The following is a 16,053-nucleotide window of genomic DNA, read 5'->3' on the forward strand; positions in this document are numbered from 1 at the left end:
GCGGTGGGAGCGATGTCGCTCCCCGTGGTCGTCGGGGTGGACGGGTCGGAGGGGAGTCTGCGCGCCCTGGACTGGGCGGTGGCGGAGGCGGCGCGTTCGCGGCTGCCCCTGCGGGTCGTCCACGCGTCCCTGTGGGAGCGCTACGAGGGCGTGCACGACGTCTTCGACACCGAGCGCCCCTCGGAGGAGATCATCGCCGGGCGTCTTGTCGCCGAGGCCGCGGAGCGGGCCCGGCGGCTCGGCCCCGGGGTCGAGGCGGAGGCCGTCGTGCTGGCCGAGGACACCGTGACGGCGCTCGTCGAGGAGAGCCGGGAGGCCGCCCTGGTCGTCCTCGGGTCGCGCGGCCGGGGCCGGGTGGCCGGAATGCTGCTGGGGTCCGTCAGCCTGTCGCTCGCCGGCCGGTCCCGGTGCCCGGTCGTGGTCGTCCCGGCGCACCCGTCCGGGCCCCCGGCGCACCCCGGCCGCGTCGTCGTCGGGATCAGCGATTCCGTCACGCCCGCACCGGCCGCCGTCTTCGCGCTGGAGCGGGCGGCGGTCCGCCGCGGCGAGCTGGTCGCCGTACGCGTCTGGCGCAGCCCCGCCCACGGGCCCATGGGCCACCCGCTCATCTCGGGCTCCCCGGCCGCCTCCTGCCACCGGGAGGCCGAGGAGCACCTGGAGGAGGTGCTGGAACGGCTGGATCCGACCGGTTCCTCCGGCGTCGTCATCCACCGGTCGGTGGTGCGGGGGCCGACGCACCAGAGCCTCATCGAGGCCGCCGAGGGCGCGGAACTCCTGGTCGTCGGGGCCCGCCGGAGCACCGGGTGGCACGGGTTCCGCCTCGGACCGGTGGGCCACGCGATGCTGCACTACGCGCCCGTCCCGGTCGCCGTCGTCCCCGACGCCCGCTCCCGCTGACCCGGGCCGACCGCAGGATCACCGGCGGGGATACTACGTCGAACACTTGACCACTCGGCTGCCCGGGGAACGGTGGGGAAGTTCGGGTGCGACCCGGTCGCGGCGCAGCCGCGCGTGACCGCCGGCCCGACCGCGCGGCCCTCCCCCCGTACCGGCGCGGCACCGAAGCACGAGAGGGAGGCCCGGCCCATGGTCGACGTCGCCACCGCACGCCTTGTCACCACGTTCGCCGCACCGCTGGAGCGGGAGCGGGACGCGGCGGACGTCCCGCACCTGGTCCGGTGGCCCGGCGGGGGGCCCGGCGACGGGCGGCGCCTGCTCGTCCAGCGCGGCGACACCGAACTGGTCGTGGTCGCCCCGGACGCGGCGGACGTGCCGGGAGCAGCTGCCCCGACGGACGCCGCGACGGTCCGCTTCCCCGCGCCCTGGCCCCGCCGCTTCGGCACCTTCGCGGTGGCGCCGGACGCCGGTCTCGCGGTCTTCGCCGGGGTGCACGCGGTGCGCGCGGTGGACCCGGCGGGCGCGGTGCGCTGGGAGATCGCGCACGGCTGCTGGGAGGGCAGTTGCCGCACGCTCCACACCGGGTTCGAGGAGTACGCGACCGATCCCCGGCACCGGTACCCGGACAGCGGCTCGGCCGTGTTCTCGGCGGACGGCACGCTCGTGTGGGCCCACATCCGCGGCCCCGTCGCCGCCTCGGGGCCCGACCCGGAGGCGCTGGACGAGTGGCTGGTCATCGACGCCGCCGACGGCCGGATCCTCGGCCGGGCGGACGCGGAGACGGTGGCGGCCGGCTCGGACCACGTCCCGCACCCCGACCCCGCCCGGATGGGCCTGGCCGTGGGCGAGGGGCAGGACGGGGTGCCGCTGCTGTGGGGCAGGTGGGACGGCGAGAAGCTCACCGTCCAGCGGTTCTGCAACGACGAGCGCATCCTGACGGCGGTGAGCCCCTCGGGCGACCGCTTCCTGACGGTGACTCACTACGAGGAGACCCTCGGCGTGCACCGCGTCGACGACGGCTCCGTCCTGGCCGAACTCGACACCGAGCACGCCGTCCCGCGCCACCCCGGGGCCGACCCCGACGACGAGGACGCCGACGAGGCGCTCTGGGACTACGAGTGCGGCTTCCTCGACGAGGAGACCGTCGTCGTCGGTACGTCGGAACGGGACGAGGAGTACGGCGAGGCGCGCCACTGGCTGGTGAGCACGGCCGGGGAGGAGATGCGGGTGACCGCGCAGCTCGCGTACCCCTTCCCGGTCTCCGGCGCACCCACCGCCCTGGGCGACGGCACCTGGTACACGGTCTCGGAATCGGGCGACGCCCTGCACGTGTGGAGCCGCTGACCGGTCTGGACACGCTCCGCCCCCGGCGTACGGGCAGGCCGCTCCCCGACCCGCTCCCGGGCGTGCGGGGCGCCGCCCGTACGCCCGGGGCGCGTCACCGCATCACGCGCCGGGCGCCCGCCAGTGCGGATCGCGGCCGGTCAGCGCCAGCACCCGCTCGAAGGGTCCGGCCCCCTCCGGCACGGGGTGCGGCTCGCCGAACACCTTCGCCTCCCTGCCCATCGGCGCCATCGCGGCCAGCGCGGGGCCGATCTCGTCCAGCACCGACGCGTCCGGCGCGAAGTCCTGGCCGGTGGCCCGCGCGAGGTCCCAGGCGTGGACGGTCAGATCGCCCAGCACCATGTTCCCGACGGTCCTGGCCGGCAGCTCCATGGTCCCCGCCGTGCCCTCGTCCGCACCGGGCACGGCCCAGGCCGCCACCAGCCGGTCGGTCTCCTCGCCGAAGCGGGCCCGCCAGTCCCCCGTGACGGCGTCCGGCGCCTCGCCGAACTCGACCGGCTCCCGGGCCGCCAGGGCCTGGAAGTTGACGACCACGTGGAAGAGGTGGTTGATCAACGCCCGTACGTCGTACTCCGCGCAGGGCGTGGGCGCTCCGAGGCTGCTGTCGTCGATCCCGTTCAGCACCGGCACGGCCCGTGCCGCGGCCGTCTCCAGCAGTTCGCTCATCTTCTTCATCCGCCGACCCTGCACGCCGCGACGGCCCGGCGCTTGAAGAAACGCGCCATCGCCCCACGAAAAACCCGCACAGCGCGAAACACGCCACGGGGCCGCCATAAAATCGCCGTCATGGCCGGTCCTCGACGTGACACCCGGGGCATCGTCGACGCCCCCGAACTCTTCGCACAGGTACGTTTCCGCCGCCGCGAACCCGCCGCCGCACTCCGGCCGTACCTGGAGCACTACTGGCTCATCGACTGGGACCTGTCACAGCCGTACGCCTCCCACCTGGTGCCGCACCCGTCCGTGAACCTGGTCTTCCAGCGGTACGGGCACGAGGCCGACCTCGTGGAGGTCGCGGGGATCGGGCTGGAGCTCTTCACGCAGAAGCTGGAGGGCCGGGGCCGGGTCTGCGGCGTGCAGTTCCGGCCCGGCGGGTTCCGGCCGTTCGCACCGGAGCAGCCGGTCGCGCGGTGGACGGGCCAACGGCTGCCCGCGGACGAGGTGTTCGCCCCGCCCGCCCCGCCGTCGGCCGTGCTCGACCCGGCGGACGAGGACGCGCGGGTGGCGGCGCTCGACGCGTACCTGCTGGCGCTCGCGCCCCGGCCGGACCCGCAGGCCGAACGCGCGATGGCCCTGGTCGACCTGGTGCGCACGGACCGCACGGTGCGCCGCGTCGACGAACTCGCCCGCGCCGGAGGGCTGTCCCCGCGCTCCCTCCAGCGGCTCTTCTCCACGTACGTCGGCGTCGGACCCAAGTGGGTCATCCTCCGCTACCGGATCCACGAGGCGCTGGAGCGGGCCGAGTCGGACCCCGGAGTGGACTGGGCGGCGCTCGCCGCCGAACTCGGCTACAGCGACCAGGCCCATCTGATCAGGGACTTCACGGCCACGGTCGGGGTGTCACCGACGGCGTTCGCACCGCACTGAGCACCACCGGCCGGACCCGGGCCGCCCGTTCCGGCCGGTGGCCCGGCCCAACCGTTCAGCCCGGTGGACCGGCCCGGCGCACGGCACTCAGTCGGAGGCGAGGGCCTTGTCGAAGTTGAACGCGACGATGTCCAGCCGTTCCCGCAGGTAGAAGCGGTGGGCGTCGGTACGGTGCGTGCCCGAGTCCAGGCTGAGGTACCGGCAGCCGGCCTCCCTTGCCCGCTCCTCCAGGTACCCGAGGAGCTTCCGGCCGACCCCGGTGGAGCGAGCGCCCTCGGTGGTGACCAGGTCGTCGACGTACAGCTTCCGGATCTGGCTGGTGTTGTCGACGACGCGCCACCCGGCCGCGCCCACGCAGACGCCCCGGTCGTCGTAGGCGGCGCTGAACCGCAGGCCCTGCCCGTACCCCCGCTCGTACACCTCCCGGAAGAGGTCCTCGGTGAGGTGGGGACGGAGTTCGCGCAGGACGGGGAGCAGGCCGTCGGCCAGTCGGGCGTCGCCGGGTTCGAGGTCGATGATCTTCGTGAGGGACATGGGGGAACTGTAGGCACACCCGCCTCCACCTCCGCTTCCGCCTCCCCTCTCCCCCGCTCCTGCCCCTTCCTCCGCTCCTGCCCGTGCGTCCGCCACGCCCCGAAAACGTTTGACGGCCGGGGGCTCCCCCAGGATATTTATCTGCGTCGCACAACTTATGCGTATCGCAGTCACATCCTCAGAGAAGAGGTTCCTCCGCCATGCTCACTCTCGTCACCGGCTGCCGCGGCCGGGTCGGCTCCGCCCTCGTCCCGCTGCTGCTCCGCGCCGGGCACTCCGTCCGCGCCGCCTCGCGCGCGCCCGAACGGCTCTCCGGCCCGGGCGCCGCCGCACTGCCCGCCGACGTGCCGGTCGTGGCCTGCGACCTCGGCGACCCGGCCACCTTCGCGGCCGCCCTCGCCGGGGTCGACGCCGTCTTCCTCTACGCCGAACCCTCCGGCATCGACGCCTTCCTCGCCGCGGCCGAGGCCGCCGGGGTCGGGCACATCGTGCTGCTCTCCTCCAGTTCGGTCCTAGCCCCCGACGCCCTGGACAACCCGATCGCCGCCTCCCACCACGCGGTGGAACAGGCCCTGACCGCTTCGCCCCTCACCACGACGCTGCTCCGCCCCGGCGCCTTCGCGACCAACGCCCACCAGTGGTCGCGCGCGGTACGGGAGCACGGTTCCGTCGACCTTCCCCACCCCCGCAGCCACAGCAGCCCCATCCACGAGAGGGACATCGCCGAGGCGGCCCTCGCCGTTCTCACCGAACCCCGCCTGCAGGGCGCGGCGTACCACCTGACCGGCCCCCAGTCGCTCAGCGCCGCCGAGCAGATCGACCTCCTGGCGGCGGCGTCCGGGCGCCCCATCGCCGTCAACGCCGTGTCCGGGGAGGCGTGGAAGGAGTCCGTGGCCGCGTTCGTGCCCGAGCCGATCGCCGACGCGCTGCTCGCGTACATGGCGGCCTCGGAGGGCTCCCCGGCCGAGGTGACCGACGAGGTCGAGAAGCTGACCGGCCACCCGGCCCGCACCTTCGCCGCCTGGGCCGAGGAACACGCCGACGCCTTCCGCCCCTGAGCACCCGGGCCACCGGAGCGTCCCGGGCCACCGGAGCACCCGGGCGTGCCGGGACCCCTGGCCACCGGAGCGCCCTGGGCGCCGGAGCACCCGGAGCGCCAGGGGATCCCAGCGCGCCCGCCGGCCCGAAATCCCTGGCCGATCCGCCCGGCCCGATGACATGCTGACGAGGTGAACGGACCGGAGATCCACCTCGAAGTCGCCCCCGAACTGCGCCTTTTCGTCGCTCATGAACGCCGCCGGGGGCGCACGTCCGTGGTCACCGACGGCTCCTCCACCCTCGGCCACGTGGTGGAGTCGCTCGGCATCCCGCTCACCGAGGCCGGGCAGATCCTGGTGGACGGCCGCCCGGTTCCGGTCTCGCACATCCCGAGGGCGGGCGAACTGGTCGAGGTGCGGGCCGTGGAGCGCCCCCAGCACGTCCCGGGCGCCCCGCTGCGGTTCCTGCTCGACGTCCACCTCGGCACGCTCGCCCGGCGCCTGCGGCTGCTCGGCGTGGACGCGGCGTACGAGAGCGAGGACATCGGCGACCCCGCGCTGGCCACCCGCTCGGCGCGGGAGCGCCGCGTGCTGCTCTCCCGGGACCGCGGACTGCTGCACCGACGGGAGCTCTGGGCCGGGGCGTACGTCTACAGCAACCATCCGGAGGAGCAACTCCGCGACGTGCTGGAACGGTTCGCCCCGCACCTGGCCCCGTGGACCAGGTGCACCGCCTGCAACGGCCCGCTGAAGAGCGCCGACAAGGACACCGTCAGCGGCCGGCTGGAGCACGGCACCCGGCAGTCGTACGACGTCTTCGCGCAGTGCACGGAGTGCGACCGCGTCTACTGGCGGGGCGCCCACCACACCCGGCTGGAGGCGATCGTCACGAAGGCGCTCCAGGAGTTCGCCCCGGCCTCCGTCACTCCTGCGGACAACGCCTGACGCCCCCGCCCCCGCCCTCCGGATCCGGCACGTCGGCCCCGCACGCCGGGTCCGCCCGGTCCGGCGCTGCGGTGCTCCGCCGCAACACCTCGACCTGGCGCGCGCTCAGCTCGATCGTCCGTCGCATGTGGCCGATGAGCAGGGCCACTTCGTCGTCGTCGTACGTCTCGAACATCTCCGCCCAGGCGCCGCTCAGCCGCTTCCACACGGCGCCGACCTCCGCCATCCGCTCCGGCACGGGCGCGACGAGCACCCGTCGCCGGTCGACCGTGTCGCGCTCGCGCGTCACGTAGCCGCCCCGTTCCAGCCGGTCCACCAGCCGGGTCGCCGACCCCGTGGTGAGCCCGGTCAGCTCCGCGATGCGGCCGGTGGTGACCGGGGCCGCCTCCAGTCCGAGCAGGTTGATGCACTGCAGATCGGTCGGGTGGAGCCTCAGGTGGTCCGCGACGGCCTGGTTGAAGAGCGCGTACGCGGCCATGTGCCGCCGCGACTCGACGGTCAGCTCGGCCATCAGCGCACGACGGCGGGGCTGGGACTTCTGCGACATGCAGAGAGTGTACGAATCGGGCACCGCCCCTCCCCGCCAGACGGGCCCGAACGGACCGCCCCCGAGCAGGCCGGGCCGAGGCGCGTCCGCCGGACGGAGCCTACGGCTTCTCGGCGGTCAGGTAGCGCTGGATGGTGGGCGCGAGCCAGGCGATCACCTCCTCGCGCGACATCTCCGCGGCGGGCGCGAACCGCAGCACGTAGCGCGTGAGCGCCATCCCCAGTATCTGCGAGGCGACGAGCGCCGCGCGGTGGGACGCCTCGGCCGGATCGGGGCAGACGCCGAGGGTGACCGGCCCTATCTGCTGGGCGAAGACCTCTCTCATCCGCTCCGCGCCCGCCTCGTTGGTGACGCCGACCCTCAGCATCGCCGTGAGCACGTCGTCGCCCTCCCAGCGGTCCAGGAAGTGCGCCACGAGGGCCGCGCCGACGTGCTTGGACGGCAGCGCCCCCAGCTCGGGCAGCCGCAGATCGATCGAGGAGGCGGCGACGAACAGCCCCTCCTTGTTGCCGTAGTAGCGCATGACCATCGACGGGTCGATGCTCGCGTCCCGGGCGATGGCCCGGATGGTGGCGCGCTCGTACCCGTCGGCGGCGAACCGTTCGCGCGCGGCGGCGAGGATCGCGGCCTTGGTGGCGTCGGAACGGCGGGGGGCGGCGGCGGGCTTCGTCATGCCAACAAATGTAGGCCAACAAGCGTTGACATGCCAGTCACGCCGGAGTTACCGTTGCCAACAAGCGTTGACCAACGCCTGTTGGCACGAAGGTGACGGCCGGCGACCACCGGCCACTGCTGATGAACGGGCCCAGGAGGCAGCCATGACCACCAACCCGAGCACCACACCCGAGATCGTCGACACGCTCGTCGTGGGCGCCGGCCCCACCGGCCTGCTGCTCGCGGGGGACCTCGCCGCCCAGGGCGTCTCCGTCACGCTCGTGGAGCGCCGCCCGCACCGGACGAACAACATGACGCGCGCCTTCGCCGTGCACGCCCGCACGCTCGAACTGCTCGACGGCCGCGGCCTGGCCGACGAGCTGATCGGGAGGGGCACCCCCATCACCTCGCTGCGCTTCTTCGGCGCGCTCTCGATCGACCTCTCCCAGCTGCGCACCCGCTTCCCCTTCGTGCTGATCACCCCGCAGTACGAGGTGGAGCACCTGCTGGAGCGCCGGGCCCGCGCCGCCGGCGTCCGCTTCCGGTACGGGACGGAGCTGACCGGGCTCCACCAGGACGCCGGGTCCGTCACCGCCGAACTGCGCGAGCCGGACGGCAGCCGGTCCACCCTCACCGCCCGCTATCTCGTCGGCGCCGACGGGATGCGCAGCCCCGTGCGCCACGCCCTCGGACTCCCCTTCCCCGGCAAGTCCGTGATCCGGTCGATCGTCCTTGCCGACGTCCGGTTCGCCGAGGAGCCCACCTCCGTCCTGACGGTCAGCGGCGGGGGAGACACCTTCGCCTTCATCGTCCCGTTCGGGGACGGCTGGTACCGCGTGATGGGGTGGGACCGCACGCACCAGGCCGCCGACAGCGACCCCGTCGAGCTCGACGAGATGCGTGAGATCGCCCGCCGCTCCCTCGGTACCGACTACGGCATGCACGACGCCCGCTGGATCTCCCGCTTCCACAGCGACGAACGCCAGGTGCCCGCCTACCGCACCGGCCGGGTCTTCCTCGCGGGCGACGCCGCCCACGTCCACTCACCGGCGGGCGGCCAGGGCATGAACACCGGCCTCCAGGACGCCGCCAACCTCTCCTGGAAGCTCGCCGCCGTGCTGCGGGGACACACGGCCGACCCGGAGGCGCTCCTCGACAGCTACCACGCCGAGCGGCACCCGGTCGGCACGAGAGTGCTCCGCTCCAGCGGCGCGATCGTCCGCCTCGCCATGGCCCACACCCCGCTCCAGCGGGCGGCCAGAACCGCCGCCGCCACGATGCTGTCCGGCATCCGGCCCGCCTCCGACAAGCTCATCGGCATGGTCTCCGGCATCTCGATCGCCTACCCCGCCCCGCGCGGCGCGCACCCCCTCACCTCGAAGCGCGCCCCCGATCTGAGCCTGCGGGAGGGCCGCCTGTACCAACTGCTGCGCGACGGCGCGTTCGTCCTCGTCACCCCGGCCGGCGCCACCGCCCCGGCATCCCCGGCCCCGTTGGTGCACGCCCACTGGCAGGGCGAGCGCGGCACCACCCTGCTCGTCCGCCCCGACGGCTACATCGCCTGGGCGAGCGACCACGCCGACCCCGCGGCCCTGGAAACCGCGCTCACCCGGCTGACCCCGGCCGCCACGGCCGCCGGGGCCCGGTGAGCACCCGGGGCCGGCGGGGGTCCGGTGAGCGGCCGGGCCCGGCGGGCGCCCCCTCGGCCGACGAGTGCCCGGCGCCGGCGGACGTCCGGGCCCGGCGGGCGGCCGGTGGGCACTTGGCCCGGGGCGGCGTCCGCGGGTCAGAAGACGTACTCGTCGCCGGTGGCCGGAGCCAGTACCCGGTGGTCGTTGTTGCGGGGGTTCCGGTCGGTCGCCCCGCCGTTCCACAGCGTGTCGATCCGTACGACGACCTCGTCCGGCTTCCCCGCAAGCTGCAGCTCGAACGCGAACTGCCGCCGCCCCGCCTCCTCCGCCCGGTCGGCGCGCAGCTCGCCCGTGCGGCACAGCACGGTCTGCCGCCCGGTCTGCATGCAGTTCTCCGGGATCTCCTGCCGCCCGACGAGCGCCACCGACGTCCGCACGCGCACGGTCACGTCCGCCAGGTTCGAAGGGCCGCGGTTCTCGGACCGCATCCAGACCCCGAGCCCCGAGCCCCACAGCAGGACATGCCCGTGGTGCGACACATCGGCCTCCGGTGCGGCGCCCGCGCCCAGCGTCGCCATCGCGACCAGCACCAGCGCCGCGGCTTTTCTACGGGTCACTACCATGCCCCGAAGATACAGATCGACCCGAATTATCCTTATTTACCGATCGGTTCGGCGCGCGCCTTCCCCTCGTCCGGCCCATCCCCGCCGCCCGCCCCCGACCCGTGTCCACCCACCGACACGTTTCGGACCACCGATCCGCGCCTGCCTATCCTGGCCGCGTCATAGATCGTCCGCCCGAGGAGTCCGCCATGGCCGCCACCCCGATCGCCGTCATCACCGGAGCGAGCAGCGGCATCGGCGCCGCGACCGCCCGCCAACTGGCCGCCGCCGGCTACCGCGTCGTACTGACCGCCCGCCGCAAGGACCGCATCGAGGCGCTCGCCGAGGAGATCAACGAGGCGGGCCACCAGGCCACGGCCTACGCCCTGGACGTCACCGACCGCGCCGCGGTGGACGAGTTCGCCACGGCCTTCCGCACCCTCGCCGTCCTCGTCAACAACGCGGGCGGAGCGCTCGGCGCCGACCCCGTCGCCACCGGTGACCCCGCCGACTGGCGCCAGATGTACGAGACGAACGTCATCGGCACGCTCAACGTCACCCAGGCCCTGCTCCCCGCGCTCACCGCGAGCGGCGACGGCACCATCGTGGTCCTCTCCTCCACCGCGGGCCTCGGCACGTACGAGGGCGGCGGCGGTTACGTGGCCGCCAAGCACGGCGAGCACGTACTGGCCGAGACGCTCCGCCTGGAGATCGTCGGCACCCCGGTCCGCGTCATCGAGGTCGCCCCCGGCATGGTCAAGACGGAGGAGTTCGCCACCACCCGCTTCCGCGGCGACACCGAGAAGGCCGCCAAGGTGTACGCCGGCGTCGACGCACCCCTCACCGCCGACGACGTGGCCGACACCATCACCTGGGCCGTCACCCGGCCCAGCCACGTCAACATCGACCTCCTGGTCGTCCGCCCCCGCGCCCAGGCGTCCAACTCCAAGGTCCACCGCACCGGCTGACCCCGACGGGAAACGGACCACCCCGGCAGAAACGCAGAAACACAGGACCGCGGACACGCGGAACACCGGAGCACCGGAACGCGGGAAGGCCCCGGACACACCACCCGCGTCCGGAGCCGACATGCGCGACAGGGCCCACCATGAGCCCGGGACCGGGGCCGCGGCCGGGGTTCGGAAGAACCCGGCGCGGCGCCCGTACCGGTGCTCAGCCCTTCACGCACACCACCTGCTTGAGCTTGGCGACGACCTCCACCAGGTCCCGCTGCTGCTCGATGACCTGCTCGATCGGCTTGTACGCGGCCGGGATCTCGTCCACGACGCCGGAGTCCTTGCGGCACTCCACGCCCCGGGTCTGGTCCTCCAGGTCGCGCGTCGAGAAGCGCCGCTTCGCGGCGTTCCGGCTCATCTTCCGACCCGCGCCGTGCGAGGCCGAGTTGAAGGACTTCTCGTTGCCGAGGCCCTTCACGATGTACGAACCGGTGCCCATCGACCCCGGGATGATCCCGAAGTCCCCGGAGCCCGCACGGATCGCGCCCTTCCGCGTGACCAGCAGGTCCATGCCCTCGTACCGCTCCTCCGCCACGTAGTTGTGGTGGCAGGAGATGACCGGTTCGAAGGTCACCTTGGCCTTCTTGAACTCCTTGCGGACCACGTTCTGGAAGAGGGCCATCATGATGGCGCGGTTGTGCTTCGCGTACTCCTGCGCCCAGAACAGGTCGTTGCGGTAGGCCGCCATCTGCGGGGTGTCCGCGATGAACACCGCCAGGTCGCGGTCGATCAGGTCCTGGTTGTGCGGCAGCTTCTGCGCCTGGCCGATGTGGAAGTCGGCCAGTTCCTTGCCGATGTTCCGCGACCCGGAGTGCAGCATCAGCCAGACCGAACCCGACTCGTCGAGGCAGAACTCGATGAAGTGGTTGCCCGATCCGAGCGTCCCCATCTGCTTCGTGGCCCGTTCCCGACGGAACCGGACCTCCTCTGCCACACCGCCGAACCGCGCCCAGAAGTCGTCCCAGCCCGGTGCGCGGAAGCCGTACAGCCGGTCGGGGTCCACGGCGTCGTCGTGCATCCCGCGACCCACCGGAATGGCCTGCTCGATCTTCGACCGGAGCCGGGACAGGTCGCCCGGCAGGTCGTTGGCCGTCAGCGAGGTCTTCACCGCGGACATCCCGCAGCCGATGTCCACGCCCACCGCCGCCGGACAGACCGCACCGTGCATCGCGATCACCGAACCGACCGTCGCGCCCTTGCCGAAGTGGACGTCCGGCATGACCGCCAGCCCCTTGATCCAGGGCAGGGTGGACACGTTGCGCAGCTGCTGCATGGCCGAGTCCTCGACCGAGGCCGGATCGGCCCACATGCGGATCGGGACCTTCGCGCCCGGTACCTCTACATACGACATAGCCCCTCTATTCCCCCGAAAAGTCTGAAAGCGCAAAACCGGTGCCAAGGTCGGCAAACGAGTCGGTCGACCGGCATTCACAGCGGCGCGTGCGATACACATTGTCTCCACCGGTCGCCATCGAGCGGCAACCGTTTTTCGCACGAAGGGAGCCCAGGGCCGTGCGACGAATGGCCTACGTACCCGGCGCCGCACTGCTGGCAGCGCTCGTCGTCGGTTGCAGCGCCGACACCGGAACCGGTGGTTCCGCAGCCGACAGCAAGCCGGGCGAGGCGACCGAGGCCGTGGCGGCCCCCGGCAAGTACCGCACCCTCCCCGAGCCGTGCCGCGCGGTCGCGCCGTCCACGCTCAAGGACCTGCTCCCGGGCTCCGCCGAACTCTCCGAGGAACAGCAGAAGAAGGTGTACGAGGGCACCGCCACCGTCACCTACGACACCGACCGACGGGTCGGCTGCCGCTGGAAGTCGGAGGACCATTCCTCCTCGCGCACCCTGTTCATCGACTTCGAGCGCGTCGTGTCCTACGACCCCACGGTGAGCGACGACGACCGCGCCGACGAGGTGTACACGAAGAAGGTGACCGCCGCCGGCCTCTCCTCGCCCTCCGCCTCCGCGAGCCCCGACGACGCGAAGAAGCAGACCCCCTCGGACGACGCCGACGCCTCGGACGCCGCCGGGCCCCATTCCGGCCCCGAGTCCGGCGCGGCCTCGCACCCCCTGGCCGGCCCGCCCTCCGAGGACGACTCCCCCGCCGGGAAGGGCGACGCCCACGGCGACGACCCGAAGACCGACGACGCCAAGACCGACGGTCCGAAGAGCGACGACCCGAAGAGCGACGGCGACGACACCGCCGGAGCCGGGGACGACGGGAGCGACGGCGAGGACCTCCAGCCGCGCACGCTCGACGACCTCGGGGACAGCGCGTTCCTGAACGATCTGCTCACCCGGGCGGGTTCCACCGCGCGGCACCGCACGGTCAGCGTGGTATTTCGCACATCGAACGTCATCGTGACCGTCGAGTACACCGAGCAGCCGGCCGTCTCCACCGTGGTCCCCGACAGCAAGGAACTGCAGGAGAAGGCGCAGGCACTGGCCCGGAACCTGGTCGAGGAGTTCGACGAGTAGCCCCGCCCCGGGAGCCTCCCGACCGGCCCCGCCCACGGCCTCCGCGTCCTCGGCCGAGGCGGCATCCGGCCCCGGTCCGTCGTACCGTGGCCCTCCGGAACCTCCGGTCCGCCCGACCGGCCGACCGACCGCCCGACCGCCCGGCAGCCCGCCCGCCGCGCCACCCGAGTGAAGGAACCATGCACCGTTCAGCCCCGCGACTCACCCGCATACTCGCCTGCGCCGCCGTTCCGGTGATGCTCGTCGTCGCCGGCTGCTCGTCGGACTCCGGCGACAAGGACAAGAAGGAGTCGGGCTCCTCGGCATCCGCTTCGACGGCCCCGGAGAAGAAGGAACCGACCGTCGAGCCCGCGAAGTTCGCCGCGCTGCCCGACCCGTGCAAGTCGATCACCAAGAAGACCATCACCTCCCTGGTGCCCGAAGCGAAGTCCAAGAACGGCACGGCCGCCACCTCCAGCGACATCTCGTACCGCACGGGCTGCTCGTGGAACGGCCTCGACGACAAGGGCGTGAAGGGCTCCCAGTACCGCTGGCTCGACGTCGGCTTCACCCGCTTCGACTCCGACCAGGCCCTGGGCAGCGGCGCCGAGCGCGCACAGCAGGACTTCGAGAAGCAGGTCGCCAAGGCCAAGGACACCGCGGGCGCCAAGAAGGTCGCCGAGGCGGCCGCCAACGGCATCGGCGAGCAGGCCACCAAGGTCACCTACGAGCTCACCAAGACGAGCGAGGACTTCAAGTACGCGACGGTCGTGGCCCGTACGGGGAACGTCGTCGTCACCCTCACCTACAACGGCGCCGGTTACGCGGGCGCGAAGGCCCCGTCCTCCGAGGACATCGTGAAGGGTGCCGAGAAGGCCGCCAAGGAAGCGGTGGCCGCGGTCTCCGCCGCCGACGCGGAACCCTCCAAGTCGGCCGATCCGAACGGCTCCACGACCTCCGGCGGCTCCTCGGGCAAGGACGACGACGACTCGGACGACAAGCCGAAGAGCCGGAAGACCTCGGCCCACAAGTCGTCCACCAGGAAGACCACCTGAGCCGTTCCCGACGGGCCGGCCGGGCGCCCGAATCCCCCGGCCACGAGCGGTTCCACGGAGCCCGGCCCTCCCTCGGGGGCCGGGCTCCCGCCCCTCCCCGCGCAACACGCCGCACCCCGATGTGCCAGGCTGTGCCCGCCGGAGGGCGCCGCGGGCACCGATGAACAGGACGTCCGCACAGAACGTCGGGCAGATCCGACACATCTGACACATCGGGTACGTCCGGCACGTCGGATCCATCGAATACGGGGAACGAGGAGGGAACGCGGGTGGCCGCGATGCAGCTGACACGCACCCACCGGATACTCATCGGTCTCGTGGTCGCCGGTGCGGTGCTCATCGCCGCGATCGGATTCGCGGGCTCGTACGCCGCCGTGCGCGAACTCGCCGAGAAGAAGGGCTTCGGGGACTTCTCGCTGGTCTTCCCGATCGGCATCGACGCGGGCATCTGCGTACTGCTCGCCCTGGACCTGCTGCTGACCTGGCTGCGCATCCCGTTCCCGCTGCTGCGCCAGACCGCCTGGCTGCTGACCGCCGCGACGATCGCCTTCAACGGCGCCGCGGCCTGGCCCGACCCGCTCGGCGTCGGCATGCACGCGGTCATCCCGGTGCTGTTCGTGGTCGCCGTCGAGGCCGCCCGGCACGCCGTGGGCCGGATCGCCGACATCACGGCCGACAAGCACATGGAGGGCGTGCGCCTCACCCGCTGGCTGCTCTCCCCCGTCCCCACGTTCCGGCTGTGGCGCCGGATGAAGCTGTGGGAACTGCGCAGCTACGACCAGGTCATCAAGCTCGAACAGGACCGGCTGATCTACCAGGCCCGCCTCCAGGCCCGCTTCGGCCGCAACTGGCGCCGCAAGTCGCCCGTCGAGGCCCTGATGCCGCTGCGCCTGGCGAAGTACGGGGTGCCGCTGGCCGACACCGCCCCGGCCGGCCTCGCCGCCGCGGGCATCGAACCGGCCCTGCTGCCCCCGGCCCCGGCCCCCGAACCCGCACCGGCCCAGGTCGCGTCGGGCGAGTCCCAGCCCGAGCTCCCCTCCGCCCCCGCACCCCAGCACGAACTGCAACAGCAACACCAGTACGCGCAGCAACAACACGAGCAGCACGAGCAGCAGCAGTACGACCCGCAGTACCAGTACCAGCAGCAGCAACACCCGCAGCAACAGCAGGAGGAGGGCCCCGGCCCGCAGGGAAACCCCTGGTTCACGGCGTCCCGCGGGCCGAACGAGGCGTACGAGGGCACGTACGACCCCGAATACGTCGAGGGCCCGGAGCCCGGTCCGGTCATGGTGCCGTCCGGCCCCGGCGGCCGCACCCGCCCCCTGGGCAACGTGGGCACCATCGGCGCCGTCCCCGCCCCCCGCACCGCGGAACACCGGCCCGCCGGCGCACAGGGCCACCCGCCCCAGGAGCCGGGCCGGGATCCGGTCCAGGAACAGCTCGAAGAGCACTTCGAGGAGCACTTCGAGGGACAGTTCGAGGAGCAGCCCGCCGAGCAGCCCCGGGAGTCCGGGACGGACGCGGCCGAGTGGGCCCAGGAGGACGCCGAGTTCGCCGAGATCGCGTACAAGGAGTTCGCCGCGTTCGTGAACCAGAACAACGACTTCCCGAGCGTCGACGCCCTGGACATACACGTCTCGGACGTCCACGACGTCCGCCACCCGCGCAGCGCGGCCCTGCTGCGCCGCATGATGCCGGAGTTCAAGAACCGCTACCACGCCGAACTCGAAGCGGACCACATCGCCTGAGG

General features: G+C 72.9%; 16 protein-coding genes. 10 read left to right on the top strand and 6 right to left on the bottom strand.

Going from position 1 to position 16,053, the window contains the following annotated elements; genetic code table 11:
• The first annotated feature begins 12 nt into the window (after nt 1-12).
• A complete protein-coding gene (locus tag ACFYW1_RS10785; protein ID WP_388990033.1) occupies nt 13-897 on the top strand; it encodes a universal stress protein in 885 nt (294 codons plus the stop codon).
• Between the two features lie 189 nt (nt 898-1,086).
• A complete protein-coding gene (locus ACFYW1_RS10790) occupies nt 1,087-2,241 on the top strand; it encodes a hypothetical protein (protein WP_388990035.1) in 1,155 nt (384 codons plus the stop codon).
• Nucleotides 2,242-2,343: 102 nt separating this feature from the next.
• On the opposite strand, the gene ACFYW1_RS10795 is transcribed toward ACFYW1_RS10790, so the two are convergent.
• Entirely contained in the window at nt 2,344-2,916 is a 573-nt protein-coding gene (locus tag ACFYW1_RS10795) for a TIGR03086 family metal-binding protein (RefSeq protein ID WP_388990037.1), read from the bottom strand.
• Between the two features lie 111 nt (nt 2,917-3,027).
• Between ACFYW1_RS10795 and ACFYW1_RS10800 the strand changes: the two genes are divergently transcribed.
• Nucleotides 3,028-3,828, top strand: a complete 801-nt coding sequence (locus ACFYW1_RS10800) for a DUF6597 domain-containing transcriptional factor (protein WP_388990039.1) — start codon at nt 3,028-3,030, stop codon at nt 3,826-3,828.
• An 87-nt stretch (nt 3,829-3,915) separates the two neighbouring features.
• Here ACFYW1_RS10800 and ACFYW1_RS10805 read toward each other — a convergent pair whose 3' ends face one another.
• Nucleotides 3,916-4,362 carry a GNAT family N-acetyltransferase gene (locus ACFYW1_RS10805; RefSeq protein WP_388990041.1) on the bottom strand — a complete coding sequence of 149 codons (447 nt, stop codon included), beginning with the start codon at nt 4,360-4,362 and terminating at the stop codon, nt 3,916-3,918.
• Between the two features lie 200 nt (nt 4,363-4,562).
• On the opposite strand from ACFYW1_RS10805, the gene ACFYW1_RS10810 reads away from it, so the two are divergent.
• Both ACFYW1_RS10810 and ACFYW1_RS10815 read left to right on the top strand, forming a co-directional pair.
• On the top strand, nt 4,563-5,420 hold the full coding sequence (locus ACFYW1_RS10810; protein WP_388990043.1) for an NAD(P)H-binding protein: 858 nt from the start codon (nt 4,563-4,565) through the stop codon (nt 5,418-5,420).
• 171 nt (nt 5,421-5,591) lie between these two features.
• A complete protein-coding gene (locus ACFYW1_RS10815) occupies nt 5,592-6,344 on the top strand; it encodes a Mut7-C RNAse domain-containing protein (RefSeq protein WP_388990045.1) in 753 nt (250 codons plus the stop codon).
• On the opposite strand, the gene ACFYW1_RS10820 is transcribed toward ACFYW1_RS10815, so the two are convergent.
• Nucleotides 6,322-6,891, bottom strand: coding sequence for a MarR family winged helix-turn-helix transcriptional regulator (locus ACFYW1_RS10820; protein WP_388990047.1), 570 nt, complete (start codon nt 6,889-6,891; stop codon nt 6,322-6,324). The genes ACFYW1_RS10815 and ACFYW1_RS10820 overlap by 23 nt on opposite strands.
• Nucleotides 6,892-6,991: 100 nt before the next feature.
• Nucleotides 6,992-7,564, bottom strand: a complete 573-nt coding sequence (locus ACFYW1_RS10825) for a TetR family transcriptional regulator (RefSeq protein WP_388990049.1) — start codon at nt 7,562-7,564, stop codon at nt 6,992-6,994.
• A 145-nt stretch (nt 7,565-7,709) separates the two neighbouring features.
• On the opposite strand from ACFYW1_RS10825, the gene ACFYW1_RS10830 reads away from it, so the two are divergent.
• The gene (locus ACFYW1_RS10830) at nt 7,710-9,194 is read left to right on the top strand and encodes an FAD-dependent monooxygenase (protein WP_388990051.1); all 1,485 of its coding nucleotides are present in this window, start codon (nt 7,710-7,712) and stop codon (nt 9,192-9,194) included.
• Nucleotides 9,195-9,331: 137 nt separating this feature from the next.
• Here the strand turns inward: ACFYW1_RS10830 and ACFYW1_RS10835 are convergent, their stop codons facing one another.
• Complete coding sequence (locus tag ACFYW1_RS10835) at nt 9,332-9,799, bottom strand: hypothetical protein (RefSeq protein WP_388990053.1); 468 nt, start codon at nt 9,797-9,799, stop codon at nt 9,332-9,334.
• 188 nt (nt 9,800-9,987) lie between these two features.
• Here ACFYW1_RS10835 and ACFYW1_RS10840 point away from each other — a divergent pair, with 188 nt between their 5' ends.
• On the top strand, nt 9,988-10,746 hold the full coding sequence (locus tag ACFYW1_RS10840; RefSeq protein ID WP_388990055.1) for an SDR family NAD(P)-dependent oxidoreductase: 759 nt from the start codon (nt 9,988-9,990) through the stop codon (nt 10,744-10,746).
• A gap of 205 nt (nt 10,747-10,951) precedes the next feature.
• On the opposite strand, the gene ACFYW1_RS10845 is transcribed toward ACFYW1_RS10840, so the two are convergent.
• Nucleotides 10,952-12,145: an RtcB family protein gene (locus ACFYW1_RS10845; RefSeq protein ID WP_388990057.1), complete on the bottom strand. Its 1,194-nt coding sequence runs from the start codon at nt 12,143-12,145 to the stop codon at nt 10,952-10,954.
• Nucleotides 12,146-12,315: 170 nt separating this feature from the next.
• Between ACFYW1_RS10845 and ACFYW1_RS10850 the strand changes: the two genes are divergently transcribed.
• The 3 genes from ACFYW1_RS10850 (at nt 12,316) to ACFYW1_RS10860 (ending at nt 16,051) form a co-directional block, all read left to right on the top strand.
• Nucleotides 12,316-13,269: a DUF3558 domain-containing protein gene (locus ACFYW1_RS10850; RefSeq protein WP_388990197.1), complete on the top strand. Its 954-nt coding sequence runs from the start codon at nt 12,316-12,318 to the stop codon at nt 13,267-13,269.
• Nucleotides 13,270-13,448: 179 nt separating this feature from the next.
• On the top strand, nt 13,449-14,303 hold the full coding sequence (locus tag ACFYW1_RS10855; protein WP_388990059.1) for a DUF3558 family protein: 855 nt from the start codon (nt 13,449-13,451) through the stop codon (nt 14,301-14,303).
• Nucleotides 14,304-14,581: 278 nt separating this feature from the next.
• The gene (locus tag ACFYW1_RS10860; protein WP_388990061.1) at nt 14,582-16,051 is read left to right on the top strand and encodes a DUF2637 domain-containing protein; all 1,470 of its coding nucleotides are present in this window, start codon (nt 14,582-14,584) and stop codon (nt 16,049-16,051) included.
• The last annotated feature ends 2 nt before the right edge of the window (nt 16,052-16,053 follow it).

Source organism: Streptomyces sp. NPDC002669, assembly GCF_042889165.1.
Classification (GTDB): domain Bacteria; phylum Actinomycetota; class Actinomycetes; order Streptomycetales; family Streptomycetaceae; genus Streptomyces.

What these genes read in the sequence shown, in the direction of transcription:
- ACFYW1_RS10795 (WP_388990037.1), bottom strand. Translation starts at nt 2,916, where the DNA reads ATGAAGAAGATGAGCGAACTGCTGGAGACGGCCGCGGCACGGGCCGTG.
- ACFYW1_RS10810 (WP_388990043.1), top strand. Translation starts at nt 4,563, where the DNA reads ATGCTCACTCTCGTCACCGGCTGCCGCGGCCGGGTCGGCTCCGCCCTC.
- ACFYW1_RS10850 (WP_388990197.1), top strand. Translation starts at nt 12,316, where the DNA reads ATGGCCTACGTACCCGGCGCCGCACTGCTGGCAGCGCTCGTCGTCGGT.
- ACFYW1_RS10825 (WP_388990049.1), bottom strand. Translation starts at nt 7,564, where the DNA reads ATGACGAAGCCCGCCGCCGCCCCCCGCCGTTCCGACGCCACCAAGGCC.
- ACFYW1_RS10820 (WP_388990047.1), bottom strand. Translation starts at nt 6,891, where the DNA reads ATGTCGCAGAAGTCCCAGCCCCGCCGTCGTGCGCTGATGGCCGAGCTG.
- ACFYW1_RS10830 (WP_388990051.1), top strand. Translation starts at nt 7,710, where the DNA reads ATGACCACCAACCCGAGCACCACACCCGAGATCGTCGACACGCTCGTC.
- ACFYW1_RS10800 (WP_388990039.1), top strand. Translation starts at nt 3,028, where the DNA reads ATGGCCGGTCCTCGACGTGACACCCGGGGCATCGTCGACGCCCCCGAA.
- ACFYW1_RS10860 (WP_388990061.1), top strand. Translation starts at nt 14,582, where the DNA reads ATGCAGCTGACACGCACCCACCGGATACTCATCGGTCTCGTGGTCGCC.
- ACFYW1_RS10835 (WP_388990053.1), bottom strand. Translation starts at nt 9,799, where the DNA reads ATGGTAGTGACCCGTAGAAAAGCCGCGGCGCTGGTGCTGGTCGCGATG.
- ACFYW1_RS10785 (WP_388990033.1), top strand. Translation starts at nt 13, where the DNA reads ATGTCGCTCCCCGTGGTCGTCGGGGTGGACGGGTCGGAGGGGAGTCTG.
- ACFYW1_RS10845 (WP_388990057.1), bottom strand. Translation starts at nt 12,145, where the DNA reads ATGTCGTATGTAGAGGTACCGGGCGCGAAGGTCCCGATCCGCATGTGG.
- ACFYW1_RS10840 (WP_388990055.1), top strand. Translation starts at nt 9,988, where the DNA reads ATGGCCGCCACCCCGATCGCCGTCATCACCGGAGCGAGCAGCGGCATC.
- ACFYW1_RS10805 (WP_388990041.1), bottom strand. Translation starts at nt 4,362, where the DNA reads ATGTCCCTCACGAAGATCATCGACCTCGAACCCGGCGACGCCCGACTG.
- ACFYW1_RS10855 (WP_388990059.1), top strand. Translation starts at nt 13,449, where the DNA reads ATGCACCGTTCAGCCCCGCGACTCACCCGCATACTCGCCTGCGCCGCC.
- ACFYW1_RS10790 (WP_388990035.1), top strand. Translation starts at nt 1,087, where the DNA reads ATGGTCGACGTCGCCACCGCACGCCTTGTCACCACGTTCGCCGCACCG.